This window comes from Actinomyces oris (assembly GCF_001553935.1).
In the GTDB taxonomy this organism is placed as follows: Bacteria; Actinomycetota; Actinomycetes; order Actinomycetales; family Actinomycetaceae; genus Actinomyces; species Actinomyces oris_A.
On record NZ_CP014232.1, the window covers coordinates 581,155 to 606,609 of the forward strand.

Below are 25,455 nucleotides of genomic sequence, written 5' to 3' on the forward strand. Positions count from 1 at the left end.
GTCGATACTCAGGGAGCACAACCATGGCTGACACACGACCCGGCGCGGCAACTGACACAGCGGCGTACACCACCCTCGGAGCCCACCCGGCTCTGGCCGACTACCTGCACAGGATCCGCCCCGAGGAGGGGATGCTCCTGGGCGGGCGGATGACGGCAGCCTCCGACGGCGGAACCTTCGACGTCGTCGACCCCGCCAGCAACGCCGTATTCGCACGCTGCACGGATGCGACTCCGGTGGATGCCGCACGCGCCGTCGACGCGGCCTCCGAGGCGCTGCCTGCCTGGAGCACCACCCCGCCCCGGCAGCGCGCAGAGCTGCTGCGGACCCTGTTCGACCTCATGGTGGGACAGACCGAGGAGCTCGCGGTGCTCATCAGCGCCGAGAACGGCAAGTCCCTGGACGACGCCAGGGCGGAGGTCCTCTACGCGGCGGAGTTCTTCCGATGGTTCTCCGAGGAAGCCGTGCGCACCGAGGGCGGTTTCGGCTCCTCCCCGGCAGGCGGGACCCGGACGATCGTCACGCACCGCCCGATCGGGGTGGTCGCCATGATCACCCCCTGGAACTTCCCGGCGGCGATGGGGACCCGCAAGATCGCCCCGGCCCTGGCCGCCGGGTGCACGGTGGTGCTCCGTCCCGCGTCCCTCACGCCCCTGACGGCGGTGGCACTGGGACATCTGATCCAGCAGGCCGGCGTGCCCGCGGGCGTGGTGAACATCGTGCCCTCGAGCCGTTCCGTGGAGGTCTCGACGACGTGGCTCGAGGACTCCCGGGTCCGAGCCGTCTCCTTCACCGGTTCCACCCAGGTCGGTCGTGTGCTCATGAAGCAGGCGGCGGAGAAGGTCCTGGTGTCGTCCATGGAGCTCGGGGGCAACGCACCTTTCGTGGTGGCGGCCGACGCCGATATCGACGCCGCGGTGACGGGTGCCGTTCAAGCCAAGCTCCGAGGCGGGGGCGAGGCCTGCACGGCCGCCAACCGCTTCTACGTCCACCGTGACGTCGCCCAGGAGTTCACCGAGAAGTTCTCCGCCGTCGTCCGCGACCTGAGGGTGGGGCCGGCCCTGGCGGACGAGGCGAACCAGATCGGCCCCCTGGTGACACCGGCTGCCCGCGACAAGATCAACGCCCTGGTGGACGGGGCGGTGGCCGGGGGCGCCGTCGTCCACGCCGAGTCCTCCTGGCCCCAGGAGTCTCCGGGGGCGTTCGTCCCGGTGCGGGTCCTGACGAATGTCGCCCCCGACGCGGAGATCGTGCGCACCGAGATCTTCGGCCCCGTCGCCCCGATCGTCACCTGGGACGACGAGGACGAGCTGCTGACGTGGATCAACGATACGGACTACGGGCTGTCGGGCTACGTCTTCTCCCGCGACCTCGGGTGGGCGCTGCGCCTGGCCGAGCGCATGGAGGTTGGGATGGTCGGTGTCAACCGTGGGCTCGTATCCGATCCCGCCGCCCCCTTCGGGGGTGTCAAGCAGTCCGGTATCGGGCGTGAGGGCGCGCGTGAAGGGATCCGTGAGTTCCAGGAGACTCAGTACTACTCGGTTGCCTGGGGCTGAGGGGCCCGTCCCCGAGCAGTGCGCGACCGCGAGGGTCGATATCGTCGATATACGTGGTGCCCCGGGCCGAGAGCCCGGGGCACCATCGCGTTGACACTGAGGTCGTCAGTGTTGCCATCAGTGTTTCACGAGGCCTTGGGGTAGGCCTTCTGGACGGCCTCGAGCATCTCGAGGGCCGAGTAGTAGTCCAGCCGGAAGGACGAGGGCGGCATGTACTGCACCTTGCCTCCGGTCACCGGGGCCGCCGAGCTGAAGGTCTCGTTGGTGGTGACGGCGTTCTTCGCGGTCTCGTCGGCGGCAATGACGACCCAGTTCTCACCGGTCAGTCCCGCCTGGACGTTCTCCGGAGAGAGCTGGACGATGTCCTTGCGCTCACCCATGGACTGGTCGCCCTTGACGCTGTCGGGGACGGCGGCAATGGTGAAGCCCAGGTCCTTGAGGAGCTGGGCCTGCGGGGCCTCCTCGGTGAAGGCGTTGGCGCCCTTGGTGCCGTCCCCGGGGACGGTGAAGACCGAGGTCGCCCCCTTCGGGACGGAGATGGCGCCCTTGGCCTTCTCGGCCTTGGTGGTGTAGTCCTTGACGACGGCGTCGGCCTTGGCCTGGCGACCGGTGGCCTGCCCCAGGGTCTTGGTGACGTCCTGCCAGGAGTGCGATCCGTAGTCGATGACGAGGACGGGCACCTCGAGCTGGCGCAGGCTCTCGACGACCTTGGCGGCCGAGTCCTGTCCCGTCTTGGCCACGATGATGAGGTCGGGGTTGCTGCCCGCGACCGTCTGGGCGAGGTTGTCCTCGGTGCCGTCGATGGCCTTGACGCCCTTGTCAGTGGCCTGCTTGGACCACTGGGTGAAGAAGCCGTTGTCGTCGGTCTTCTCATCCTTCTTCTTGGCCGGCGTCGAGGCGACCACCGGGGCGTCGAGGGCCAGCAGCGATCCGGTCAGGGTCACGGAGGTGGACACGATGCTCTTGGGTTCGGCCTTGATCTCGACGTCGACACCGTCGTCCCCCTTGATGGTGACCGGCCAAGTGACCTTGGGGGAGGCCGCGGCCGAGGCGGCACCGGAGGCCCCGGCTGAGGCCGCCCCGGAGGCCCCGGCGGAGCCAGCGGAGGATGCGGAGGTCGAGCTGTTGGAGGAGCCGCAGGCCACCAGGCCGGTGCTCAGCACCATGGCCGCCACGGCGAGGAGGCCCTGCCTCAGGCGGCTGGAGCGCCGCGAGGATGCGTTCATTTATCTGTGTTCCTTTCTTGTCCGTCCTGCTGGGAACGAGCAGTCGGGCTGGTTCCTGCCGAGGCGGGATCGGCAGAAGACTGTGGGGCCGGACCTCCGGTGGAGTCAGTGGGAGCGGAGCGGGTCCCGGCAGGGTCAGGGCCGGCCGGCACGACCGCGCCCAGGTGACGGGGCACCACCATGGGGGTGCCGGCCACCGGGTCGGGGGCGATGACGGCCGCCAGGCCGAAGACCTCCTCGATGAGGTCCTCAGTGAGGATCTCGCGCGGGGAGCCGGTGGTGCGGACCCGGCCCTCGTGCATGACGATCATGTGCTCGGCGCAGCGCGCCGCCTGGTTGAGGTCGTGCAGGACGGCCACCACCGTGCGGCCATCGGCATTGAGACGCCGGCACAACTCGAGGATGTCGACCTGGTGGGCCAGGTCGAGGAAAGTGGTGGGCTCATCGAGCAGGATCGTCTCGGTGCCCTGAGCCAGGGCCAGAGCGATCCACACGCGCTGGCGCTGGCCACCGCTGAGCTCGTCGACGGGGCGGGCGGCCAACTCGGTGACCCCCACCATCTCCATGGCCTCCTCGACGGCCTGCCTGTCCTGCTGCGACCACTGGCGGAACAGGCCCTGGTGGGGGAAGCGACCGCGGGCCACGAGGTCGCGCACCAGCATGCCGCCGGGCACGGTGGCGCTCTGAGGCAGCAGGCCGACCCGGCGGGCGACCTCCTTGGTGCCCAGGCGGACGATGTCGGCGCCGTCGAGGAGAACCGCTCCTCGGGCGGGCCGGTGCAACCGAGCCAGGGCGCGCAGCAACGTGGACTTCCCGCAGGCGTTGGGCCCCACGATGGCGGTGAAGACACCGGCGGGGATGTCGACGTCGAGGTTGCGGGAGACCACGTGGCGCTCGTAGGCGATGGTCGCGCCCCGGGCGGCCAGGCGAGCCCCGGGGGCGGCCGGTCCGGCGGCGGTGTTCGCCTCGGTGGAGGACAGGTCGGTCACAGGGATCTCCTTCCGCGCGCTGCCACGGTCAGCGCCACCATGAGGTAGAGGCCACCGACGGCGTTGGTCACCACGCTCACTGGCATCGACTCGAGCACGAGCTGGCTGAGCAGGTCGGCGCCCACCATCAGAAGGCTCCCGGTCAGGCCGCTCACGAGCAGTGGGGACTGCGGGGAGCCGGTGAGGAGACGGGCCAGGTGGGGCGCCACGAGGGCGACGAAGCCGATGGGGCCGGCCGCCATCGTCACCACCGCCACCAGCACGGTGCCCAGCAGGATGAGGACGGCGCTGGCTCGGCGGGTGGGGCTGCCCAGGATGGTGGCCACCTGCTCCCCCAGGGACAGGACCTGCAGGTGGCGGGAGGCCAGCAGGATGAGGGTGACGGTAACCCCGATGGCCAGGCAGGTCGGAGCCACCACCGGCCACCGGGCGGCCCCGAGGGTGCCGGTGATGGCCTTGAGGGCGCCCAGGCCCTCGTCGTCGTCGACCCGTACCAGCAGCCAGCGGTTGACGGAGACGAGCATGGAGCTGATGGCGATCCCCACGAGGATGAAGCGCAGGCCGGTGAATCCGCCGCGCAGGGAGACGAGGTAGGTCACCGTGCCGACGGCGGCCCCGCCGATGAAGGAGGCCAGGGAGGCCGAGAGCATGGAGCCGGGCAGGAGGAGGATGCTGACCAGGATCCCGGTCTGCGCGCCCGTGCTGAAGCCGATGAGGTCGGGCGAGCCCAAGGGGTTGCGGGTGATGGTCTGGAAGAGGGCGCCGGCCACGCCCAGGGCCAGGCCCGCCACGAGCCCCAGCACGATCCGGGGCAGCTTCCACTTCACGACGACGACCTGGACGATCTTGCGCCCCTGCCCCTGGAGCGCATCGATGACCTCCTGGGTGGTGACGGGGAACTTCCCTAACCGCAGGGAGACCACGGCCACGGCGAGACTGAGCACCAGCAGCATGAGGCCGACGATGACGTGGCGCGGGGTGATGAGCACCGACCGGCGGCCGACGACGATCCACAGGCGTCCGGCGTCGGCCCCCACGTGGAGGCTGCGGCGCGGGCCGGTGGTGGCGGGGAGACGCGGTGGAGAGACGGCGCGGCCCGGTCTGATTCCCCTCATGAGGACCGGTCCTTCATCCGCAGGACCATGAGCAGCAGGACGGGTGAGCCGACGAAGGCCGTCAGCAGACCGACCTGCATCTCGCCGGGACGGGCCAGGACGCGCCCCAGGACGTCGGCGGCCAGGACGACGACGGGGCCGCCCAGCGCACACAGGGCCACGATCCAGCCCCGGTGGGGTCCCATGAGCCAGGAGGCCGTCAGCGGCGCCATGAGCCCAACGAACCCGATGGGGCCGGCCACCGTCGTGGCGGTGGCGCACAGGAGCGTGACGACCACCAGGCTCAGGCTCCGCACGAGGGCGACCCGGGTGCCCAGCGCGGCTGCGACGTCGTCGCCCAGGGCGATGTTGTCCAGGGCGCCGGCCAGCAGGATGGCCGCCCCGGTCCCCGCCACCACGAGGGCCGCCACGGGCAGCAGGGGGATGTCGGTGCGGGTCAGGGAGCCGACCTCCCAGTCGATGAAGGTGCGGAACAGGTTCGGCATCGTCAGGACGACACCCCGGATGACCGCCCCGGCGAAGGCCGAGAAGGCGACACCGATGAGCACCAGGCGCACCGGTGAGGATGTCGAGCCGCCGATCATCCCGATGACCTGGACGAGCGCGGTGGCAGTCAGGGCGCCGCCGGCCGCCAAGAACAGCTGGCCGGGGACCGGGAGCACGCCGAGGGCGGCGGTTCCCAAGACGATGCCCAGCGAGGCGCCGGCGTTGACACCGAGCAGCCCGGGCTCGGCCAGCGGGTTGCGGGTGACGGCCTGCATCACCGCGCCGGCCACCGCCAGAGCGGTCCCGACGAGCACGCCCAGGATGGTGCGCTGCACGCGCAGGACGTGGATGTTGTAGCTGACGTTGGAGGCATCGGGGTGGAGCAGGTAGTGGGCGACCTGGCCGGCGGGGATCCGGGAGGAGCCGACGAACAGGGAGGCCAGGAGGCACAGGGCCAGCAGGACGGCTGCGATCAGGAGGATCGCCGAGCGGCGCGCGATCACGCGAGTGCTCACCGTCGTCCCCTTGTGAGAACGGGGGCGAAGACGGTCCCCGAGGACCCCGATCGGCATCTACTCTCCCCACACCAGATGTACAAAGGTCAACCTAACCTAAGATGCTGGCCGGGCTCTGTCAAACACAGGCCGGCCTGTTGGTTCATTCATGGCCTCACCCCCACCCACCAGCACGCACATGCTCGCGCATATCCTCCTCACGGAGTATGTCGTCGGTGTATACACTCAGCGCATAGTCGTGGGCATGGAATCCAGACTCACTCTTCTTGGGCTGCTCAGTGCCGGGCCGGGGCACGGATACGACCTCAAACGCTCCTGGGACCACTGGTTCGCCGCTTCCAAGCCACTGGCCTACGGTCAGGTCTACGCCACGCTCGCCCGCCTGGTGCGCGACGGGCTCATCACGCAGGTCGAGGCAGAGCCCGGAGCCGGCCCGGAGCGCAAGCGCTACGAGGTCACCGACGCCGGTCGCCAGAGCGTTGAGCAGTGGCTGCTGACTCCGGTCACGCCAGCCGGCGACGTCCAGGCCGACATCTTCGCCAAGACCGTCATCGCCCTCATGCTCGACGACGACGCCGGACGCCTCCTCGACCTCCAGCGCGCCGAGCACATGGCCCGTATGCGCGAGCTGACCCGCCTCAAGCAGGACGGAGACCTGCGCACGGTGCTGCTGGCCGACCACGCCCTGTTCCACATCGAGGCCGACCTGCGCTGGATGGAGACCACTGCGGCCCGCCTGAGCGAGCTGCGTGAGGAGGTGCGCTCATGAGCGCCACCGGCGTCACCACCGCCGTCACGGCCGCCGGAGTCACGCCCGCACCCGGTCAGGGCCAGGCCGGCCTGCCGGGCGGCGTCATCATGAGCGCCCACGGCCTGGAGATGAGCTTCGGGCAGACCCACGCGCTGCGCGGCGTCGATCTGGATGTCGGGGCCGGAGAGGTGCTGGCTGTCACCGGCCCGTCGGGCTCGGGCAAGTCCACGCTCCTGCACGTCATGGCCGGGGTGCTCGTGCCCGATGCCGGACGCGTCGATTACCACGGAGGCGACGTGTCGCAGGACATCACGACCCTCGATGAGGCGGCCCGCAGCCGCCTGCGCCTGAAGGAGTTCGGCTTCATCTTCCAGTTCGGCCAGCTCCTGCCGGACCTCTCCGCCCTGGACAACGTCACCATCCCCCTGCTCCTGGCGGGCACTGCGCGCCGGCGGGCGCTGGCCCAGGCCCGCGAGCCCCTGGGCGAGCTGGGGCTCAGCGAGCACCTGGACAAGCGCCCCACTCAGCTCTCGGGCGGCCAGGCGCAGCGGACCGCCGTCGCGCGGGCGCTGGTGACCAACCCGCGCCTCCTCTTCGCCGATGAGCCCACCGGCTCCCTGGACTCCCTGGCCGCCGAACGGACCATGGAGGTGCTCCTGAGCTCGGTACGCTCCCGCAGTGCCGGCCTGGTCATCATCACCCATGATGCGCGCGTCGCAGCCTATGCCGACCGGGAGGTCACCGTGCGCGACGGTCGCATCGGCCCCGAGGCCACGCACACCGTGGCCGGACCGAGCCGGCCGGGGCACGCCGAGCCGGGAGACCCGGGAAGTCAGAGGAGCCGGTCATGAGCCGCATCGCCCTGACCCGGCTGCTCGTCGCCAACGACCGCTCCGCCCGGCGCCGCCTGGCCGGGATCGTCGCCGGAGTCATGGTGGGGGTGGCGCTGTTCCTCATGCTGCTGGCCGCCGCCCAGGCCTTCCCCGAGCGCAGCATGCGCTCCAGCTGGGCGTCCACCGCCCTCATGCCCGGCCTCTCCGAACAGTCGAACCACATCGACCTCCGGCCCGACCACATCCTCACCGAGGGCGAGCTGGCCGTCGCCAGCAACGTCGACGTCGTCGGCAACCAGCCGATCACCGTCCTGAAGGTGGCCTTGCCGGAGTCGGGTACCACCTCGGTGAAGATCCCGGGCTCCGACATCGTCCCCAAGCGGGGCGAGTACCTGGCCTCGCCGGCCCTGGCCAAGCGCATCGCGTCCCTGCCCGCCGACCAGCTCGGCGACCGCTACGGCAAGCAGGCGGGCATCCTGTCCCCCGAGGCCGTCGAGGGCCCGGACTCAATGGTGGCCGTCATCGGGACGGACCTGGAGACCGTGGCCGCCTCCGAGTTCTACATCCCGCCCCAGGTGGTCACCTCCTTCCAGGGCATCCCCTTTGAGAACGAGGCGTATCGGATCGCCACGATCGTCGGGGCCATCGCGGTGCTCGTGCCCGCGCTGCTGCTCGTCGGGATCGTCACCGACTTGGGGGCGGCGCAGCGGGCCGAGCGCTTCGCCACGCTGCGCCTCATCGGGGCCACACCGCAGCAGGTGGCCCGCACCGCGGCCCTGGAGATCGGGGCCACGACCTTCGTCGGCGCCCTGGCGGGCGTGGCCCTCTACCTGGCCATGATCCCCGTGGCCGCGCAGATCACGCTGAGAACCAGCCGCTTCTACTACGCCGACCTGCTGCGCTCCCCGGTCAACGCGGTCCTCGCCGTCGTCGTGACCACGGCGGGGGCGGCGGCCGTGGCCTGGTGGCGCACGCGACGAGCCGACCTCGGTCCGTTGGGCGGGTCCCGTGAGCGCACCGAGGACCGCCCCCGCCTCATCTCGCTGGCGCCCGTCATCCTGGGGACGGCCGGGCTGGTCAGCGCCCCGACGGTGGCCCATCAGGACTCCGATCTGACCATCTACCTGCTGCCCGCCTCCTTCCTGTGCGCGATGCTGGGTCTGGTGTGGGCCGGGCCGGTCCTGACCTGGTGGGTGGCGCGAGGCGGCAGGGCCGTGGCCCACTCCGCGGCGCAGGTCATCGGTTTCAACCGGATCGCTCAGCACCCCCGGGCGGCCTTCCGTGCGGTGGCGGGCGTCGTCATCGCCGTCTACGCCATGACGGTGTTCGCCGTCGCCATCACGGCCGCTGCAGGGACCCATGACGTCACGCAAGGCGGTGGGCACCTGAGCCCCACGACGCTCGCGGCGATGCCTGCGGTCAGCGACGAGGGCGCCCTGAGCGGAACCATCGACCGGCTCTCCGCCGTGCCCGGGGTGACGACGGTGACCGTGGGAAGGATCAGCGGAGACGGCAAGCAGGACAGTCAGATCATCCTCGAGGCCGACAAGGCCGAGGCCCTCGGGGCCCCGCATGTCGCGGCTCCTGATGGCGCGGTGAGCATCAGTACCCGGTGGCTGTATGAGAACGCGGCCGCCTCGCCGTCGCCGGTCAGTGCCGCGGAGCTGGCGAGCGCCCGTGAGAGCGGCGCGCCCGTCATCCTGGTGGGGACGGACCCGGCCAGCCCCGGGGCCATCGAGCGGGCCCGTACCTGCCTGGCCACCTCCGGCCTGGCCCTCGGGACCGCCCCGACCTCACCCAGCTCGATCCAGGCCCTTGAGGGCAGTGCCATGGAGAACCAGTTCGCCCAGCTCGGTTACATCGGCATCCTCATCGCCGCGGGCATCTCCGCGGTCTCGCTCGGGGTCTCGACGGTGGCGGCACTGCTGGGGCGTCGGCGGGTCCTCGGTCTGCTGAGGCTGGTCGGCATGCCGGCGGCGACGCTGCGCTCCATGGTCTCCTACGAGGCGGCGCTGCCGGCGGCCACCGCCCTGGCCATGAGCATCGGCCTGGGCTGGCTGACCGCATGGTCGCTGATCGGCGGCGTCTCGGGCCGCCACATCAGCTGGCCGGACGGCGGTTACTGGCTGGTGCTGCTGGCGTGCCTGGCGCTGGTGGTGGTGACGACCCTGGCCAGTGCCCGCTACGGCCGGCGCATGCTGGCGGACTCCACCGTCCGATTCGAGTAGAAACGGCCCACAGTGTCCATAGCGGAGACAAAGGCCGCGATCAGCCTCAGTCGCAGAAAAGAAAACCGCATGATTTCGCGGTTCTTCTCGACGGAGTGACGGCCTACGAGCTCCTTTGTCTCCGATATGGACACCTATCCCTCCTGCGCACCCGGGAACCGGGGAGAACAACCCCCGGTGCCCGGAGCCGATCTGCGATAGAACAAGACCATGACCTCAGGACGGATCGACACGGCCGCAGGCTCCTCCGCCGCGGCCTGCCCGAGGCCGCCGGTCCTCGCGGCACCGGATCTGGGTCGCCTGCGCGACGGCGAGGCCGATGAGCTCACCGCCGGTGAGATGGTCGAGGACCTGGCGCTGGTCGAGGCGGACCTCAGCGGCGGCGACCTGTCTGCGCTCACGCTGCTCGGCTGCCGGTTCTCGGAGGTTTTCGCCAATGACACCGACCTGGCCGCGGCGCGGCTGGTCGACTGCCGCCTGGAGCGCCTGAGCGCCACCTACCTTCACAGTCCGCGCTCCACCTGGCGCACGGTGGAGCTGGTTGACTCCCGTATCGGGGCCTGGGAGCTCTATGACGCTGATGTCGAGTCGCTCCTCATGGAGAACTGCCGCCTGGGCTTCGTCAACCTCGCCGGAACCGCTCTACGCGACGTCCTCATCAGGGCCACCCGGATCGACGAGCTGGACCTGAGCGGAATCGACGCTCAGCGGGTCCGTTTCGAGGACTGCCGGGTGGGCACGCTGCGCCTGCACGGCGGGGGCCTGAGCGACGTCGACCTGCGCGGACTGGAGATGAGAGTGGTCAGCGGGGTCGGCTCCCTGGCCGGGGCGACCATCAACAGCCAGCAGCTCAGTGAGCTCGCGCCGCTCTTGGCGCAGCACCTGGAACTGCGGGTCACGGATCGGGATCACGCACAGAATGTGGCAACAAGGAGTAGAGGAGCATGACGCTGCTGACAGCTGACGACGTCCTCAACGTGAAGTTCCAGGTCTCCTCATTCAAGGAGGGCTACAACCAGGATGAGGTCGACGAGTTCCTCGACGAAGTGACCACCACGATGCGGGAGTTCGAGGAACGACTCGGCACCTCGCAGGCATCGTCGGGCCCCTCGCACTGGAAGGCCGAGATCCTCCTGACCTCCGAGGGCGTCAGGAACATCCGGTTCTCGACCACCCGGTGGTCGGGGTATCACATCGACCAGGTTGATGCTTTCCTCGCTCAGGTGGTCTCGACGATGGAGGCCCTCGAGGCGCAGGCGCGCACCAGCGCATTCGCCGGCCAGCCCGGCGCCGGAGCCGGCGGGGCCTATAGCGGGGCGTACGGTGGCGGAACCTACGGTATGAGCCCGGCTCAGGCGGGGTACGCCCCGGGCGGAGCCGAAGCCGGCGGCTCTCAGTACGCCGAGGCGATCGCCCAGCGCGACCAGTACATCGCCCAGCTCCAGCAGGAGGTCGCCTACCTGCGCGCCGAGCTCGAGGCCGCCCAGCGCCGGCTGGGGACGACAGGGGTCTAGGCCTCGCCGCCGCATCTGCCACCACACAGTCGTAGAGAGGACCAGGACACATGACGATCCTGACGAGCAATGACGTGGACAACGTGAGGTTCACGGCCACCCAGTTCCGAGAGGGCTACGAACAGCACGAGGTTGATAGCTTTCTTGAGAAGATCGCCAGCACGCTGAGGGTTCTCCAGGCAGGAACTAACTCCACTGGGTATGCCTCCAACATCGCCGGCGTCAAGGTGCTCACGGCTGACGACGTGCAGAGCAAGAAGTTCCACGGCACCAGGTTCCGGGAAGGCTACGAGCAGGATGAGGTCGACAGCTTCCTCGACCACGTCGTGGAGACGTTGAGATACCTGGAGGGTGGCGCACAGGCCTCCGGATATGAAGCACAGTGGGGCGGCAGCTCGTGGGACGGCGGAGTCAACGCGTACGGCAGTGCGTCGTACGCCGCGCCGAGCGGCACCGACGGAACCGGTGATGCCCAGTACGCCGAGGCCATTGCGCAGCGCGACCAGTACATCGCCCAGCTCCAGCAGGAGAACGCCTACCTGCGCGCCGAGCTCGAGGCCGCCCAGCGCCGCTCGGGAATGACCGGGTTCTAGAGGTCGTCAGCACTGAGGAGTCCTAGACTACGGAGCAGGTGGGGCATCGTTGTCGATGGGCAAGGTCCTTGAGTATCAGGCTCTGGGAGGCTTTCCGTCGGCAGATGGCACCTGGCCGCGGCCTGCCCACCCCTGTCCCAGGGGAAGTCGTCCGGCAGCATCTTCGCGTCCTTACTGCTTAGTCCCGTCAGCTCCCGGTAGTGCGTCTGCGCATCAGCCTGGTTCTGGTAGTTCTTCACGGGGGCGTAGTGGGCGTTGAGCCAGACCTCGAAGCACGGTACAGAAACAACACCGTGCACAACGGTCCGCTTGCTGCTCAGCCTCCGGCATGCGGCCAGGAAGTCATGACGATCCCGGCCATCGTGGTCGACGACGACCCACACCTCCTCGTATTCGCTGAGATCTGATCGAGGTCCGCTGAGCTCCTTGATGACGGTCAGCGGGTCGCCATCGATGACCTTCACCTTGACCGATATCCGGGATCGGTCTGTGCGTTGGCCTAACTGCTGCAGGTAGTCGTTCTCGGTGACCCGCCCGTTGGTCACGAGGAGAACGGTGCGCCGCTCGGATAGTTGAGCGCGTCGCCTCCTTCTCGGTGGCGTCATCTCACTTCGCCTCCGCCGGCGTTGAGAGGTACCGGCGGAGGCTGGAGGTGTCTACCCGAGGGATAGCACCGAAGGTTCCGGCGAGGTAGCGGCGCTGCTTGTTCGTGCCCTTGCGGTTGGAGGGGAAGTCCGCGAGCGAGAAGAGCTCACTGGCACCGAAGGACGACTTCTCCGTCATCCACACCTCACCCGCTTCCAGGAGCTGGACGGGAGAGTTGTCCAGGAGCGCCGTGTCATGGGTCGTGAAGACGATCTGGGCGCCTCGGGTGTTGAGGTCCGGGTCCTTGAACATGTCCACCAGCGTGGCGGTCAGCGTCGGATGGAGGCTCGCATCGAGCTCGTCGATGCACAACACCTGACCCAGTCGCAGGGCATCGATGGCGGGACCGACCGTCGCCAGCCAGGTGAGAGTGCCCTGACTCTGCTGGCTGCTCGCTAATGAATACTCCTCGCCGCCGGCACCACGGTGGTGAAGGACGAGGTGACGCTGAAGCTCGTTGAGCACCTCGGCGGGGACCTCAGCATCCTCGTCCTCGCTCCACGGAAACCGTCTCAGGAGGTCAAGCACCTCTTGAGGAACCTCCTGCTCCTCAAGCTCAAGACCGACAACACCAAGGTCGGCGACCTGAGCGATGGCGTTCGCGATACCAGTCCACTGCTCGGGGTCCTCTGCGAGACGACTCATCACCCATCGCAGACGTGAGGTACGCTCGTCATCACTGTGGTGGATGAAACGCATAGTTCTCAAGCTCCGCGCGATCGGAGCAAGAGAGGCGTGCTTGTACTTCAGAGCCACGGCGAGGAAGAGGTCCTTGGGCGTCGTGATCCGACGGACCTCGTTCGTGGCGCCCTTGAGGGTGGCGCCAGCCTCGATCGCGGGCTCGTCATCCTCGGGGGTCTGGGTACGCACGAAGACCTTGCGCCAGCGCTGTCCCGCTGCCCAGAGCTCCTCACGTGAGATGCCCCAGCGATGCGCCTCCACACTGTAGCTGTAGCGCTCGTTCTCGTGGGTGAAGCCGACGGTGAAGCGGGACGGCTGTGCCGCGTGGTCGCGATCGAGACTGAAGGGCTGGTGCAGGATGTCCCGCTGCCCCCCGATGGCGTGGTGGAGGCAGTCAAGCGCATCCAGGAGGGTCGACTTGCCTGAAGCGTTAGCGCCGAAGATCGCCGCCACTCGCCACGTCTGCTCCCGCCAGGAGGAGCCGCCGCGCGGCGTCAGAGTCTTGAGCGAACTCCGAGTGAAATCGAGGGTCACCTCCTCTGCGTAGCAGCAGTAGTTCGCCACGGTGAAGTCCAGCAACATACCGCCACCCTAGTGCGAACAACTCGTTTTGGGAAGTTTTTTCCTAAAAGTCAACTCTCATGGCGCGAACCTCGCCATTCGAGCGCCAAGGTTGAGACCCGCCGGGCTGCCATGACAAAGCGCCGGCCGGTCACCGTCCGCTCAAAGGCGACGATGGCCGGCCGGCGCTATGGCCGCGGAGGCGGAGTACGGTTCAGCCCCGCTTGACCAGCGGGAAGGTGATGGTCTCGCGGATGCCTTGGCCGGTGAGCACCATGAGGAGGCGGTCGATGCCCATGCCCATGCCGCCACTGGGCGGGAAGCCCTGCTCCATGGCCACCAGGAAGTCCTCGTCCAGGATCATGGCCTCGGGGTCGCCCTTGGCGGCTGCCAGCGCCTGGGCCTCGAAGCGCTCGCGCTGGACCACGGGGTCGGCGAGCTCGGAGTAGGCGGTGGCGGTCTCGAAGCCGCGCACGTAGAGGTCCCACTTCTCGGTCAGGCCCGGCTTGCTGCGGTGGTAGCGGGTTAGCGGCGAGGTGTCCTCGGGGAAGTCGTAGACGAAGGTGGGCGCCCACAGCTTGTTGCCGACGAGCTCCTCGAAGATGTCCTCGACGACCTTGCCGGCCACGGCGTAGTCGTCGATCTCCAGGCCGATCTTCTCGGCGTGGGCGACCAGCTGCTCGCGCGGGGTCTCCACGGTGATCTCCTCACCGAGGGCCTCGGAGACGGAGGTGTAGAGGTCGATCTTGTCCCACTCGCCCGACAGGTCGTACTCGGTGCCGTCGGCCAGCGTGACGACCTCGCCGCCCTCAGGCAGGTCGAAGGCGTCCCGGGCCGCCTGCTGGACGAGGTTGCGGGTCAGCTCGGCCATGCCGTCGTAGTCGGAGTAGGCCTCGTAGGCCTCCAGGGCCGTGAACTCCGGGGAGTGGGAGGAGTCGGCGCCCTCGTTGCGGAAGTTGCGGTTGATCTCGAAGACGCGGTCCACACCGCCGACCACAGCGCGCTTGAGGTAGATCTCCGTGGCGATGCGCAGGTAGAGATCCATGTCGAAGGCGTTCATGTGGGTGATGAACGGGCGCGCGGCCGCCCCGCCGTGAATGACCTGCAGCATGGGGGTCTCCAGCTCCAGGTAGTCGCGGCGGAAGAAGTTCTCGCGGATGGAGCGCACGACGGCGGCGCGGGTGCGCACCATGTCGCGGGCGGCGGGCCGGGTGAGCAGGTCGAGCTCACGACGGCGCACGCGCTGCTCCTCCGAGAGCGTCACCGCCTCGCCGGCCTCGTTGGTCCAGGTCTTGGGCAGGGGTCGCAGCGCCTTGGAGGCGATCCGCCAGGCGGGGACCTCGACGTCGTCGTCCCCGGCGGAGGCGGCCTCGGCGCCCTCGCGCAGGACCGGCTCGGCCATGACGGACAGCTCGCCGCGGCGCGAGGAGATGACGCGGCCGTGGACGAAGAGGTGGTCGCCCAGGTCGACGTCGGCCTTGAAGGCCGCGAGCGCGGTGTGGCCCTCGGCGGGCAGGGCCTTGGCCGAGAGCATGGCCTGCAGAGTGGTGCCGGCCCCGTCCTGGAGGGTGACGAAGCACAGGCGGCCGGTGTTGCGCAGGAAGACGACGCGGCCGGCCACGCCGACGACATCGTCGGTCTCCTGCCCGGCCTCGAGGTGGGCGTAGCCCTCGCGCACGGCAGCGATGGTGGTGGTGACGGGCACGGAGACCGGGTAGGGGTCCCAGCCCTCGCCGCGTAGGCGCTCGCGCTTGCCGGCGCGGACCTCGAACTGCTCGCCCGGGCCCGGGTCGGCCTTGGGCTGCTTGGGCTGGGCCGATGAATCGTCTGCAGACTTCGGCGACTGGGTGCCGGCGGCGTCGGTGGCGGTCGGGTCGGGGCTGGGGGTGCTCTCGTCTGTCACGTGAAGGAGTCTAACGGCGCAGGCCCTCCCCGGACGCCCCCTGGGGACCGACGACGCCCGATCCACCTCCGATCCTGGTCACATCGGGCGGCGGTTCCACCGGTCAGGTCCAGGTGGGCACGACGGCTGCCCCGGTCACGGTTTCCTCTCCCTTCCGGCTGCGGTGCACGGACACGCAGTACTCGGCCGGGAACCAGGTGGGGCCCAGGGCCTCACCCTTGACCGGAACCCGACTCAGGCGCAGGGCGGTGCCGCGGGCCGTGGGGCGCTGCTCCCACTGGGGTGGTGTGCGAAAGAGGAAGGCGGAGAGCAGCCTGGTGTAGTCGGGCCCGAGGTAGCACCACGGGACCGGGATGGAGGGAAGTCCGCTCAGGATGACGCCGTCGGCGGCCAGGGACTGGGGCTGCTCGGCTCTGAAGTAGCCGGGCATGACGTCGCCGTCGTAGGAGTACTGCCATCCGTCGAGGACCTGCGCCCAGGCCAGATCGGCGCCGAGCTCGTCGCAGGCCTCGAGCAGCAGCTCGTGGAGGAGGTCCAGGTCGCCGGGGCTGAGGGGTGCCAACTCGGCCACCCACTCAACCATGTACATGCCGTGAGGATCCTCCTTGAGGCCAAAGAACGTCGCCGTACTGATCGGCGCGGGCCCGGTCAGGAAGACCCCGACGTCATCGACATACCTGCGATCATCGGCGGCCTCGATCGTGGTCTCGCTCAGCGGCAGCATGCGTGCCTGGCCGGTGTACTCGGTGGGGCTCCAGTGCGGGGCCACTCGCCAGATGGCGCGCATCCAGGCCTTGACCGGATCGGGGCAGACAGACTCGCGCACGTAGGCCCGCATCTCGACCACCTGAACGTCCTCGTCAAGCCGCTCCCAGTCCTTCTCGTAGACGTCGGGATTGAAGTCGGGTACGGACAGGGCTTCCTGCGGCCGTACCACGTGCTCGAAGAACAGGGCCACGACGCCGTCGTTCCAGCGGGCGAGGGTCTGCGCCGACGCCAGGGCCCTCTTGGTGGCCGAGCCGCCTCGGAACCAGCTCTTGGGCCAGGTGAGCCGGTAGCAGTAGGGCAGATCGGGGTAGCCGGAGACCTCCTTGACGTAGTCGACGAAGTCGAGCTGCACGTCCAGAGAGGTCTCCTCCAGTTCGAGGACCAGCAGGTGACCATCGCGGATACGCAGGTGGGTTCCGTCCCCGTCGTTGCCCTCGACGGTGAGGTCCGGCAGCGCCGCGCGCACACCCTCGATCGTCAGCTCTCGAGTGGTGTAGAGCTCGTAGATGTCCTCGTCCTTGAACTGCCCCAGCATGCTTCCCGACCTTATCGGAGCACGGCGGTGTCCGGGGCGGTTCGGGACGGCCTGGTAGAGCGGCCCGCCCGCAGTGCGGTTAGGCGCGGGCCTCGGCCAGGGGGATGCCGGTGGGCCGCAGGCCCTGGAGGCGGGCGACGTCGGAGTCGGCCGGGATCTGGCCGGGGTCGGTGCCCCGCTCCACGATCCGGTTGGCCTCGTCGACGAAGACGACCCGGGGCAGGTAGGTGCGGGCCTCGGCGTCGGACATCTGGGAGTAGGCGATGAGGATGACGACGTCGCCGGGGCCGACCAGGTGGGCGGCGGCGCCGTTGACGCAAATCTCGCCCGCGCCGCGCTCGCCGGGGATGACGTAGGTGGACAGGCGGTTGCCGTTGGTGCAGTTGCAGATGTCGACGCGCTCGCCGGGCAGCAGGTCGGCGGCCTCGAGCAGGTCGATGTCCACCGTGATGGAACCGACGTAGTCGAGGTCGGCCTGGGTCACGGTGGCGCGGTGGATCTTGGACGTCATCATCGTCCGGGTGCGGGAACTCATCGCCGCACAGCGTAGACGGCGCCGGGCCCGGCGCACTGTACGGTGCGGCACAGGGTGAGCGACCTGACAGGAACGGTCGGACCTGAGCGAGGCCAGGCCCGGCCCAACGGTTCTCGAGAACACGCCATAGGGCGACGGGTCTGGCGCTTGAGGGTGCGTCCTCGCGCGGGGCCGGCCCGGTTCACAGCGGCTGGCCCCGCGCAAGCACCCGGGCGAGCCGGGCACCCAGAGCGAGCCTGATCAGCCCTGCTCAGGGGCGCAGGTCAATGAGAGTGTTGTCGATGAGTCGGGTGGTGCCCACGCGCGCGGCGACGGCCAGCAGGCCCACGGCGGGCAGCCCCTCCCCCTCGTCCTCCCCCGCGGGCTCGCTGCGCGGCAGGCCGAGGCCGGTGCCCGCCAGGTCCTCGAAGCTGTCCGGGGCGACGAGGGCCACGTAGTCGATCTCGACGCCGTCGGCCGCCTCCAGGGAGGCCAGGGCGGCCTGGCGGATGGCGGCGGGGTCAGGCCGGGAGCCGGTGGCCTGCGCGGCGGCGTCCCGGCCGGCCTGGAGTGCACGGGACAGGGCCAGGGCCTGGTGGCGCTGTTCGGGGCTGAGGTAGGCGTTGCGTGAGCTCATGGCCAGGCCGTCGCTCTCGCGGCGGATGTCGACCGGCACGATCTCCAGCGGGACGGCGAGGTCGCGCACCATGGACTCGATGATCGCCAGCTGTTGGGCGTCCTTGCGGCCGAACAGCGCCCAGCGCGGGGCGGTCAGGTGCATGAGGGTGAGCACGACCTGGCACACGCCGGCGAAGTGGGTGGGGCGGGTGCGCCCCTCCAGGACGGTGGCGATGGGGCCGGGGTCGATGCGCACCGCCGGCTGCCCGGCGGGGTAGATGACCTCCGGGGTGGGGGCGAAGACGATGAGGCGTCCCACGCCGAGGGTGCCGTCGGCACCGGTGAGGGTGCGGGCCAGCCCGGCCAGGTCGCCCTCGAGGTCGCGCGGGTAGGCGTCGAGGTCCTCGGTGGGGGCGAACTGCAGGGGGTTGACGAAGATGGTGACCACAACGGTGCCGGTCGGCCCGACGCGCCGGGCGGCCTCGCGCACGAGGTCGAAGTGGCCCTCGTGGAGGGCGCCCATCGTCATGACGACCGCCCGGGAATCCGGGGACTCGGCCAGGGCGGTGGCGAGATCGACTCGGCTGCGGGCCAGGACGGTTGCGGCGCCGGCGGATCGGGGGGTGGGAACGGGCGTCGGTGCGGGTTCAGTGCTCACGTGCCCCACGCTAGTCGCCCCGCCCGGGCCGGTGACCCGCGCAGGAAGGTGAAAGTGTCCACGGTGGCGACTTTTCCGCGCCGAATCCGAGCAACCAGGCCATCTCGATTCACGTTTCCGCAGGTCACAGGGGTCGCCTTGAACAACGGGCCGCCTGCGGCCGGGGAAAAGTCGCCAAAATTGACAGATTCGCCTTGATGGCTCGCTCTAGGCCGGGGCAGACGGCGAGCATGAGAGCATCGGGGCATGAGCGACATCGATGGCACGGGCCCAGGTACAGGCGGCGAGCACGCGGGCCGGGTCCCGGCCGCCCCTGCCAGCCCGAGCAGGCCGGGCCGGCTGGGCGTTGGCATCATCTCCGCCGGGCGCGTCGGGGCGGTCCTGGGCTGCGCGCTGCGGGCGGTGGAGCACCAGGTCGTCGGCGTCCACGCGGTCTCGGAGGAGTCGCGCGAGCGTGCCGAGATGCTGCTTCCCGGTGTGCCGGTCCTGGAGGTCGAGAAGATCGTCGAGCGCGCCGAGCTGGTCCTGCTGGCCGTCCCCGACGACGCCCTCGGGCCGCTCGTCCAGGGCCTGGCGGACCTGGGGCGCTGGCAGCCGGGCCAGCTGGTGGCCCACACCTCGGGGCGCTACGGCGCCGCCGTGCTCGCCCCGGCTCAGGGCTGCGGGGCGATCCCGTTGGCGATCCACCCGGCGATGACCTTCTCCGGGTTCTCCACGGATGTGGCCCGGCTCGTCGGCTGCCCGATGGCTGTCACTGCACCCGCCGCGGTGCTGCCGATCGCGCAGGCGCTGGTGGTCGAGCTCGGCGGGGAGCCCTTCGTCCTGGAGGAGTCGGCGCGCCCTGCCTACCACGCGGCCCTCGCGCACGGTGCCAACCACCTGCTGACCGTGGTGACGCAGGCCGTGCGGGTGCTGGCGGCCGCCGGGGTCGAGGACGGTGCGGCCACGCTCGGTCCCCTACTCACGGCGGCCCTGGACCGGGCGCTGCACGAGGGCGAGGCGGGCCTGACCGGTCCGGTCTCGAGGGGTGACGTCGGGACGGTGGCCGCTCACCTGGAGGCGCTCTCCACGCTGCGCGACAGCCAGGGGCGGGGCCTCGACGACGTGGTCGCCTCCTACCGGCAGCTGGCCGCGGCCACCACTGAGCGCTGCGAGGCCACCGGGCGCCTGACCGCCGAGCAGGCCCTGCGCCTGCGCGACGCCCTGCGCAGCTAGGGCATGTTGCGAAAGTGGGGTGAAGCGTCCGCGTGTTCGTAACTTAGGGCGCGCGTTCGTAGCCTCTACCTCTCGAATGCGAGCCCTCAGGTACGACCGCGACGTCGACCACTGGCGAGAACCGGCCTCCGCCCGGACATACGCAACAGGACCTAGCGCGCTGAGGGCCCGGCAGGCTGCGTGGCGGCGACGGCGCGCGCGAGCCACCGGTCGAGCTGCTCGGCGCGGGCCCGGTGCAGCGCCCGCTGACTGATCCGTGCCGCGAGGGCCTTGGCGTCGGCGGCATCGAGGTTGGTGATCGAGGCGGGGACCTCCTGGGCGACCATGTCGAGTCGGAGGGAGGCCAGGCCCCGCCGGCGCGCCAGCGGCCCCTGGCGCACACGCAGGGACTGGATGCGTTCGTAGGGGAAGACGGCCACTCGCCGCCGCCAGCGGCCGTGGCGGATGATGACGCAGGTGTCGGTGAGGGCGATGGCTGCACGCCGCCAGGTCAGGGGGCGGAAGAGCCGTCCGCGGCGGCTGATGCGCACGAAGCCGCGCTCGGCTGAGCCCGCCGGGGCCTGCGGGTCGCCGACACCGTCATCGTCGCGGCCGATGAGGGCCTGGGCGAGCAGCCTGTCGGGGTCGGGCACGCCCAGGTCGGGGACCACGAGCCACAGCGCACGCAAGGCGGTGTCGCGCACCCCCACGGGCAGGAGCAGGTTGCCGAACTGCCGGTTCTGGCCGTCCTGGGATCGGTCCTCGCGGCCGGCCACGGTGACGTCCACCTTCCACCAGTCCTTGCCGCGCCACAGGATCGGCTGAGCGATCCCGACGCCGTGGACCCGTCCGGGCGGCAGCGTGCGGGAGGTGTCGGAGGTGAGCCCGTAACGCATGCGGATGCCGCTGGGGGTGGCGGCGGCCTGGAAGTTCCAGGCGCTGTTGAAGTGGCTCCACACGATGGTCGCCATCGCGATGACCATCGTGAGGTAGGAGGAGATGATCGTCAGCGCCTCACTGCCGGTCATGGAGTCCGACACGAGGATGAGGATCCCCGCCGATAGCATGCCGATGACCGCCAGCCCGAGCACATAGACCGAGGAGCTGCGCAGCAGGGAGCCCAGGAGGGTGGCGCCATCGACACTGTAGAGCGGGTGCTCCCGGAAGTGAGAGGCCCGCATCGGCACGGCGCGCTGCTCGGGGGCGGCCTGAGAGCCGGCGGCCCCTTCGGGCGCGAGGCCCTCGGGCCTGACGGCGGACGTGGCATTATCGATGCCGCCGGTGTCGCGGCCCACTGCACTCGCCCCGACGGCGCCAGCCTCTACAGCGGGGCCGGGCAGGTCGATCTGTCCGGCGGCCAGGTCAAGGATGCGGTCGCGCAGGGTCTGAAGCTCGCGGGTGGTGAGGAATCCGATGACGACCCGCGAGTCCCGGCCCCCGGCGACCTCGACGGTCAGCTGCCCCAGACCGAAGATGCGCCCAAGCAGGGGGTGGACGACGTCGACCGACTGGATGCGCGGCAGACGGGCCGTGCGCAGCTTGCGGCTGAGGATGCCCGAGCGCAGGTAGACGCCGTCGGCGTCCACGGCGTAGGCGCGCCGCCACCAGCTGAGCAGCCCGAGCCCCACCCACAGGGCGATGAACGCGACCAGGCCAAGCAGGTAGTAGCCGATCCCCCCGCCCAGGGTGAAGCCGTGCTCGGAGATGAAGCGGTAGGCGCGCACCAGCTCGTCGAGGTTCTGGACCGTAACGAAGGCCAGGACACCGGTGACGATCTTCCAGCCCTCCAGCACCGGCGTGACGAGGCTGACCCGGTGCCAGGTGACATTTTCGGGCAGGGGCAGATCCCGGGAGGCGGCGGGCCCGCTCTCCCCCGCGGCGTCCGCCCTGGCCTTCCGGGCGGCCTCCAGCCGGCTCTCCCAGCTGGGGCTCACAGCCCGGCCATCCTCTCCTCACCGCGTTGGGACAGGACCTGGCGCAGGCGCTCGGCCTCGGCCACCGGCAGCCCGTTGATCGTGGCGTCGGTGCTGGCCGAGGCCGTGTGGAGCTTGACCTCGGCGATGCCCAGCCAGCGGGCCAGCGGCCCCTGGGAGGTGTCCACGAACTGCATGCGCCCGTAGGGGGTGACGGTGATGGAGCGGAACATGACGCCGTGGCGCCACAGGAGGTGGTTGTCGGCCAGGGCGTAGCCCATGGCCCGCACCTGGCGCGGAATGAGCCAGAGCTGCCAGAGGAACAGCGCTGCGAAGATCCCCGCCGGGATGAAGTATCCGGAGGAGACGAGCACCCCGGGGATGGCGAAGCCGATGATGACGACGGCGCAGAAAAGACCGACCCCCAGAATGCGGGCGGTGATGAGGCGGGGCGAGACCGGGTGGAAGACGACGCCGTCGGGGGCGAAGGGGTCGGCGCCGGCGGGTGGCCGCGTGGCTGGCTCACCGGGGCGGACGGGTGCCGGGGCCGCGGCGGGTGCAGCAGGTGCGGCCGGGCTGGTACCGGGCATCGCGCCGGGGCCTGTTCCGGGACTGGTCATGCGGGGGCTCCTGGTCCTTCGGGGGCCCGCCCGGAGGGGCCGGCCGAGCCGTCGTCGTCGCCGTCACCGGAGATGGAGCACCACTGCTCGACGACGAAGCCGACGACGCACCACAGGAGGCAGGCGATCAGGCAGCCGGTCGAGGTCCAGGCCAGGTGGGTCATGGCCGGCGAGCGCGGCGTCACCAGCGCCAGGATGATCCCGCCGCCGTAGACGCCGCCGAGCACCGCCCCCACGATGGCGGAGGCCTGGGCGGCGGCCGCCGTGGTGGCGGCGCCGGTCGGGGTGATCCAGGTGCGCTCGCGCGCACGCAGCCGCCTGACCGCCAGACCCGCCACCAGGACGATGCCCGCAATGACCAGCGCTGTCACCGCCCCCCAGGGGGAGAGGACCGGGACCCAGCCGACGTGGCGCAGCAGGAGGTCACCGGCCACCCAGGAGGTCACCGCGGCGGCGATGAACCAGGTGACGGCACTGGTCCAGCGGGTGCGCCGCATCAGACGTCCTGACGGGGACCTGTCCCCTGGGCGCCACCACCGATGACGTCGTTCCACTGGAGCGGGGACTTCCAGGCGTCCCCGGCGGCGTCATTCTGCTGCTGCGAGGCCGGGGCATCGGCCTGTTCCTGCTGGCTGGAGGCGTAGTTCGCGTAGCTGCCGACATTCTGCTGGCCGTGGGGGAGCCCATCCGACCCGGCCGTGAGACCGGGGGCGTAGGCGCCCTGCGGTCCGGCGGCCTCGGGGGCCGAAGCGGCCTGGTAGGGCGAGTCGATCTGCGGGGCCTGCTCGTCCCAGGAGCCCGCCTCGTTGGAGGTGTCGAAAGGCGACTGCCCGAAGGGGGAGGACTCGAACGGCCCCTGGTCGCCGAGCTGCTGCGCGGGGGCGGCGGGCTCCGGGGCGGGCGATGAGGCCTCGGCGATACTGCCGGCGTAGTCGGCAGCCAGGGAGGCGTCGGCCACGGAGGACTCGTCTCGGGTGGCGTCATAGACCAGCCCGGGCTCGGAGCCTGCGGCGTCCTGCGCCACCGGGGGCTCCACGTAGGGGCCGGTGGGCTTGTCCGGCAGAGCCTCGGAGTCGAGCCAGTCGAAGGCCAGCCAGCGCAGGCCACCCCGGTCGGGGGCGTTCTCGGCGAGCTCGGACACGGAGTGCCCGGCCAGCTCGGCGAAGGGGTCGGCCTGGCTCCACGGCACCAGGACGAAGGCACGCTCAGCGGCGCGCGGGTGCGGCAGGGACAGGGCCGGGTCGGAGGAGGTGATGCCCTCGACGTCGATCAGGTCCACATCCAGGGTGCGCACGCCCCACGGCTCGGTGCGCACGCGCCCGGCCGCGATCTCCAGGGTCTGGCAGACCTCGAGCAGCTCGCGCGGGGAGAGGGTCGTCATGGCTGTGACCACCGTGTTGAGGTAGTCAGGCTGGGGCTCGGCACCCTCGGCGACGACGGCGAGCGTGCGGGCCAGTGGCGCCACCTGCGTGACCTCGATGCCCTCGGTGGCCCTGAGGCTTTGGACGGCCGTGCGCAGGGAGTCCACGACTCCGCCGACGTTAGCGCCCAGGCCGAAGACGACGCCGACGGGGCGGGCGGGCCGCTCGGAGAGCGGGTCCACCGGAGCTGCGGGAGCCGCCGGGGCCTCAGGCGCAACGGGAGCCGGTGCGGCGCCGGGGGCGGCTGCCCCCAGGAAGTCGGGCTGCGCCGACGGCGCGGCGTACGAGCCCTCAGCGGGCTGGGAGAAGTCCTCGGAGACGGAGGGCTGGGAGTAGGAGGGCTCGGAGTATGAGGACTCGGAGTAAGCCGGTGCCGCGCCGTCCTGGCTCATGGCCCCGGGGAGCTCACCGGGGCCGTCGAAGGGGCTGGGCCCGGGCTCTCCCAGGGACGGGGAGGCCGGGACGGAGGAGGAGTCAACGAAACCGTCAGCGGCGGTCCCGGAGGCGGAGACGTCCCCACCCAGCGTGGGGAAGGGGAAGCCGGCAGCTTCGGCGCCCGCTGCCTCGGGGGCGGCCCCGGCGTCACCGACCTGGCTGGCGGCGGCTCCGCTATAGGAGCCGGACTCGTCGAAGGCGACGGGAGCGTTCAAAAGGTCTGCGGAGCCCTCGACAGCGGGGGCGGACTGGCCCTCGCCCTCCTCGGAGGAGGCGACGTGGCGCCCTTCGCGGGGCAGCTGAACAGCAAGGCCGTCGGCGGCGGGAGCCGGCTCGGACGAGGCTGCTGCGGAGGCGTCAGCGGCCACCTCCTCGGCATAGCTCAGGGCACTGGCCTCCGGCTCACTGGTGGCGGGCGCCGCGCCCAGGGCGTCGGCTGCCAGGCTCACGAACCCGTCGGCACCGGCGTTCCTGCCGGCGGAGGCCGCAGTGGGGGCGCTGGTCGAGGGGGCGTCCAGTGCGCTCGACGCCGCGTAGGAATCGGCGGACTCACCGGAGGTCAGACTGGCGGCCTCGGGGGCCTCCGGGGCCTCGGGTGCCCAGGAGGCCGATGCGACGGAGGAGTCCGCGCTCTCGGTGGCCCAGTCCGGCGCCCAGGGCTGGGTCGACTCGGCGCCCCCACCGACGGCGCCGGGCTCGGCCGGCATCGGCGTGGGGACCGAGGGCGCGGCGGCAGCGAAGGGCGAGCGGGCCGGAGCCTCCATCGGCGAGGCCGGCGAGGGCGTCGGGGTGATGGGGGGCTCGGAGGCCAAGGTGGCCGGAGCGGCGTCGCCGCCCGTGAAGGAGGCTCCCGAGAAGTCGGGGACCTCCGGGACGAGGGGGGCCGCGGGGGCGGCGGGGGGCTCGTAGGCGGGCGCCGCCGGGGAGGCGGCGGCCACCGGGGATGCCGAGGAGGAGGGGGAGGCGTAGGGCTGGGCGGAGACGGCCACCGGTGCCTCGGCCTGTGCGGCCCAGGCGGCCTGACTGGTGGCGGGGGCTCCGCCGTGGCCGGCTGCGGCGTCGGCCACCCGGTGGATGGTCACTGAGACGTCCTCGAAGGCGACGTCGAGGGGAGCCTCGGGCTTGTGCACGGTGACCTCGGCGGCCACGACGCGGGGAAGGACAGGACCCGCTCGGCGATCCG

The 25,455-nt window shown here is 70.7% G+C and carries 22 protein-coding genes; 8 read left to right on the top strand and 14 right to left on the bottom strand.

Annotated features, from left to right (window positions below):
* Positions 1–23: 23 nt before the first annotated feature.
* Entirely contained in the window at positions 24–1,556 is a 1,533-nt protein-coding gene (locus AXE84_RS02560) for an NAD-dependent succinate-semialdehyde dehydrogenase (protein WP_060956716.1), read from the top strand.
* Between the two features lie 125 nt (positions 1,557–1,681).
* On the opposite strand, the gene fepB is transcribed toward AXE84_RS02560, so the two are convergent.
* Genes fepB through AXE84_RS02580 form a run of 4 tightly spaced genes read right to left on the bottom strand, consistent with a single transcriptional unit; the run spans position 1,682 to position 5,944 of the window.
* Positions 1,682–2,782: a Fe2+-enterobactin ABC transporter substrate-binding protein gene (gene fepB / locus AXE84_RS02565; protein ID WP_060956717.1), complete on the bottom strand. Its 1,101-nt coding sequence runs from the start codon at positions 2,780–2,782 to the stop codon at positions 1,682–1,684.
* Complete coding sequence (locus tag AXE84_RS02570) at positions 2,779–3,771, bottom strand: ABC transporter ATP-binding protein (protein WP_060956718.1); 993 nt, start codon at positions 3,769–3,771, stop codon at positions 2,779–2,781. Before AXE84_RS02570 ends, fepB begins: the two co-directional genes overlap by 4 nt.
* Positions 3,768–4,886: a FecCD family ABC transporter permease gene (locus tag AXE84_RS02575; RefSeq protein ID WP_060956719.1), complete on the bottom strand. Its 1,119-nt coding sequence runs from the start codon at positions 4,884–4,886 to the stop codon at positions 3,768–3,770. The genes AXE84_RS02570 and AXE84_RS02575 overlap by 4 nt, the downstream gene beginning before the upstream one ends.
* A complete protein-coding gene (locus AXE84_RS02580; RefSeq protein ID WP_396230398.1) occupies positions 4,883–5,944 on the bottom strand; it encodes a FecCD family ABC transporter permease in 1,062 nt (353 codons plus the stop codon). The genes AXE84_RS02575 and AXE84_RS02580 overlap by 4 nt, the downstream gene beginning before the upstream one ends.
* A gap of 187 nt (positions 5,945–6,131) precedes the next feature.
* Between AXE84_RS02580 and AXE84_RS02585 the strand changes: the two genes are divergently transcribed.
* The 6 genes from AXE84_RS02585 (at position 6,132) to AXE84_RS02610 (ending at position 11,806) form a co-directional block, all read left to right on the top strand.
* Positions 6,132–6,656, top strand: coding sequence for a PadR family transcriptional regulator (locus tag AXE84_RS02585; RefSeq protein WP_060958115.1), 525 nt, complete (start codon positions 6,132–6,134; stop codon positions 6,654–6,656).
* Positions 6,653–7,489, top strand: a complete 837-nt coding sequence (locus tag AXE84_RS02590; protein ID WP_060956721.1) for an ABC transporter ATP-binding protein — start codon at positions 6,653–6,655, stop codon at positions 7,487–7,489. Before AXE84_RS02585 ends, AXE84_RS02590 begins: the two co-directional genes overlap by 4 nt.
* Positions 7,486–9,699 carry an FtsX-like permease family protein gene (locus AXE84_RS02595; protein ID WP_060956722.1) on the top strand — a complete coding sequence of 738 codons (2,214 nt, stop codon included), beginning with the start codon at positions 7,486–7,488 and terminating at the stop codon, positions 9,697–9,699. Before AXE84_RS02590 ends, AXE84_RS02595 begins: the two co-directional genes overlap by 4 nt.
* Before the next feature lie 210 nt (positions 9,700–9,909).
* Positions 9,910–10,647, top strand: coding sequence for a pentapeptide repeat-containing protein (locus AXE84_RS02600; RefSeq protein WP_060956723.1), 738 nt, complete (start codon positions 9,910–9,912; stop codon positions 10,645–10,647).
* On the top strand, positions 10,644–11,213 hold the full coding sequence (locus AXE84_RS02605) for a DivIVA domain-containing protein (protein WP_060956724.1): 570 nt from the start codon (positions 10,644–10,646) through the stop codon (positions 11,211–11,213). Before AXE84_RS02600 ends, AXE84_RS02605 begins: the two co-directional genes overlap by 4 nt.
* Positions 11,214–11,263: 50 nt before the next feature.
* The gene (locus AXE84_RS02610; RefSeq protein WP_060956725.1) at positions 11,264–11,806 is read left to right on the top strand and encodes a DivIVA domain-containing protein; all 543 of its coding nucleotides are present in this window, start codon (positions 11,264–11,266) and stop codon (positions 11,804–11,806) included.
* Here AXE84_RS02610 and AXE84_RS02615 read toward each other — a convergent pair.
* From AXE84_RS02615 to panC, 6 genes are all read right to left on the bottom strand, one after another.
* Positions 11,803–12,351, bottom strand: coding sequence for an RloB family protein (locus AXE84_RS02615; RefSeq protein ID WP_060958116.1), 549 nt, complete (start codon positions 12,349–12,351; stop codon positions 11,803–11,805). The two genes, AXE84_RS02610 and AXE84_RS02615, sit on opposite strands and share 4 nt — an antisense overlap.
* A gap of 61 nt (positions 12,352–12,412) precedes the next feature.
* Entirely contained in the window at positions 12,413–13,714 is a 1,302-nt protein-coding gene (locus tag AXE84_RS02620) for an AAA family ATPase (protein ID WP_060956726.1), read from the bottom strand.
* Between the two features lie 193 nt (positions 13,715–13,907).
* Positions 13,908–15,596, bottom strand: coding sequence for a lysine--tRNA ligase (locus tag AXE84_RS02625; protein ID WP_060956727.1), 1,689 nt, complete (start codon positions 15,594–15,596; stop codon positions 13,908–13,910).
* A 103-nt stretch (positions 15,597–15,699) separates the two neighbouring features.
* Positions 15,700–16,899 (bottom strand): hypothetical protein, encoded by a 1,200-nt coding sequence (locus tag AXE84_RS02630; protein ID WP_060956728.1) that lies wholly within the window; start codon positions 16,897–16,899, stop codon positions 15,700–15,702.
* A gap of 79 nt (positions 16,900–16,978) precedes the next feature.
* Positions 16,979–17,434 carry an aspartate 1-decarboxylase gene (gene panD / locus AXE84_RS02635; RefSeq protein ID WP_009406478.1) on the bottom strand — a complete coding sequence of 152 codons (456 nt, stop codon included), beginning with the start codon at positions 17,432–17,434 and terminating at the stop codon, positions 16,979–16,981.
* A gap of 250 nt (positions 17,435–17,684) precedes the next feature.
* The gene (gene panC, locus AXE84_RS02640; RefSeq protein WP_060956729.1) at positions 17,685–18,698 is read right to left on the bottom strand and encodes a pantoate--beta-alanine ligase; all 1,014 of its coding nucleotides are present in this window, start codon (positions 18,696–18,698) and stop codon (positions 17,685–17,687) included.
* A gap of 237 nt (positions 18,699–18,935) precedes the next feature.
* Between panC and AXE84_RS02645 the strand changes: the two genes are divergently transcribed.
* Positions 18,936–19,904, top strand: a complete 969-nt coding sequence (locus AXE84_RS02645; RefSeq protein ID WP_060956730.1) for a Rossmann-like and DUF2520 domain-containing protein — start codon at positions 18,936–18,938, stop codon at positions 19,902–19,904.
* 152 nt (positions 19,905–20,056) lie between these two features.
* Here AXE84_RS02645 and AXE84_RS02650 read toward each other — a convergent pair whose 3' ends face one another.
* From AXE84_RS02650 to folK, 4 genes are read right to left on the bottom strand one after another with little or no spacing between them, the layout of a single operon-like run.
* Positions 20,057–21,817 carry a PH domain-containing protein gene (locus tag AXE84_RS02650; protein WP_060956731.1) on the bottom strand — a complete coding sequence of 587 codons (1,761 nt, stop codon included), beginning with the start codon at positions 21,815–21,817 and terminating at the stop codon, positions 20,057–20,059.
* Positions 21,814–22,416 (bottom strand): PH domain-containing protein, encoded by a 603-nt coding sequence (locus tag AXE84_RS02655; protein WP_060956732.1) that lies wholly within the window; start codon positions 22,414–22,416, stop codon positions 21,814–21,816. Before AXE84_RS02655 ends, AXE84_RS02650 begins: the two co-directional genes overlap by 4 nt.
* The gene (locus AXE84_RS02660) at positions 22,413–22,913 is read right to left on the bottom strand and encodes a DUF3180 family protein (RefSeq protein WP_060956733.1); all 501 of its coding nucleotides are present in this window, start codon (positions 22,911–22,913) and stop codon (positions 22,413–22,415) included. Before AXE84_RS02660 ends, AXE84_RS02655 begins: the two co-directional genes overlap by 4 nt.
* Positions 22,913–25,402, bottom strand: a complete 2,490-nt coding sequence (folK, locus tag AXE84_RS13380) for a 2-amino-4-hydroxy-6-hydroxymethyldihydropteridine diphosphokinase (RefSeq protein ID WP_257721704.1) — start codon at positions 25,400–25,402, stop codon at positions 22,913–22,915. Before folK ends, AXE84_RS02660 begins: the two co-directional genes overlap by 1 nt.
* Positions 25,403–25,455 lie beyond the last annotated feature (53 nt).

Coding starts and splice junctions, on each gene's coding strand:
- AXE84_RS02605 (WP_060956724.1), top strand. CDS start 10,644: ATGACGCTGCTGACAGCTGACGACGTCCTCAACGTGAAGTTCCAGGTC.
- AXE84_RS02600 (WP_060956723.1), top strand. CDS start 9,910: ATGACCTCAGGACGGATCGACACGGCCGCAGGCTCCTCCGCCGCGGCC.
- AXE84_RS02620 (WP_060956726.1), bottom strand. CDS start 13,714: ATGTTGCTGGACTTCACCGTGGCGAACTACTGCTGCTACGCAGAGGAG.
- AXE84_RS02590 (WP_060956721.1), top strand. CDS start 6,653: ATGAGCGCCACCGGCGTCACCACCGCCGTCACGGCCGCCGGAGTCACG.
- AXE84_RS02655 (WP_060956732.1), bottom strand. CDS start 22,416: ATGACCAGTCCCGGAACAGGCCCCGGCGCGATGCCCGGTACCAGCCCG.
- AXE84_RS02580 (WP_396230398.1), bottom strand. CDS start 5,944: ATGCCGATCGGGGTCCTCGGGGACCGTCTTCGCCCCCGTTCTCACAAG.
- AXE84_RS02595 (WP_060956722.1), top strand. CDS start 7,486: ATGAGCCGCATCGCCCTGACCCGGCTGCTCGTCGCCAACGACCGCTCC.
- fepB (WP_060956717.1), bottom strand. CDS start 2,782: ATGAACGCATCCTCGCGGCGCTCCAGCCGCCTGAGGCAGGGCCTCCTC.
- AXE84_RS02575 (WP_060956719.1), bottom strand. CDS start 4,886: ATGAGGGGAATCAGACCGGGCCGCGCCGTCTCTCCACCGCGTCTCCCC.
- AXE84_RS02630 (WP_060956728.1), bottom strand. CDS start 16,899: ATGCTGGGGCAGTTCAAGGACGAGGACATCTACGAGCTCTACACCACT.
- AXE84_RS02660 (WP_060956733.1), bottom strand. CDS start 22,913: ATGCGGCGCACCCGCTGGACCAGTGCCGTCACCTGGTTCATCGCCGCC.
- panD (WP_009406478.1), bottom strand. CDS start 17,434: ATGAGTTCCCGCACCCGGACGATGATGACGTCCAAGATCCACCGCGCC.
- AXE84_RS02585 (WP_060958115.1), top strand. CDS start 6,132: ATGGAATCCAGACTCACTCTTCTTGGGCTGCTCAGTGCCGGGCCGGGG.
- AXE84_RS02645 (WP_060956730.1), top strand. CDS start 18,936: ATGAGCGACATCGATGGCACGGGCCCAGGTACAGGCGGCGAGCACGCG.
- AXE84_RS02610 (WP_060956725.1), top strand. CDS start 11,264: ATGACGATCCTGACGAGCAATGACGTGGACAACGTGAGGTTCACGGCC.
- AXE84_RS02560 (WP_060956716.1), top strand. CDS start 24: ATGGCTGACACACGACCCGGCGCGGCAACTGACACAGCGGCGTACACC.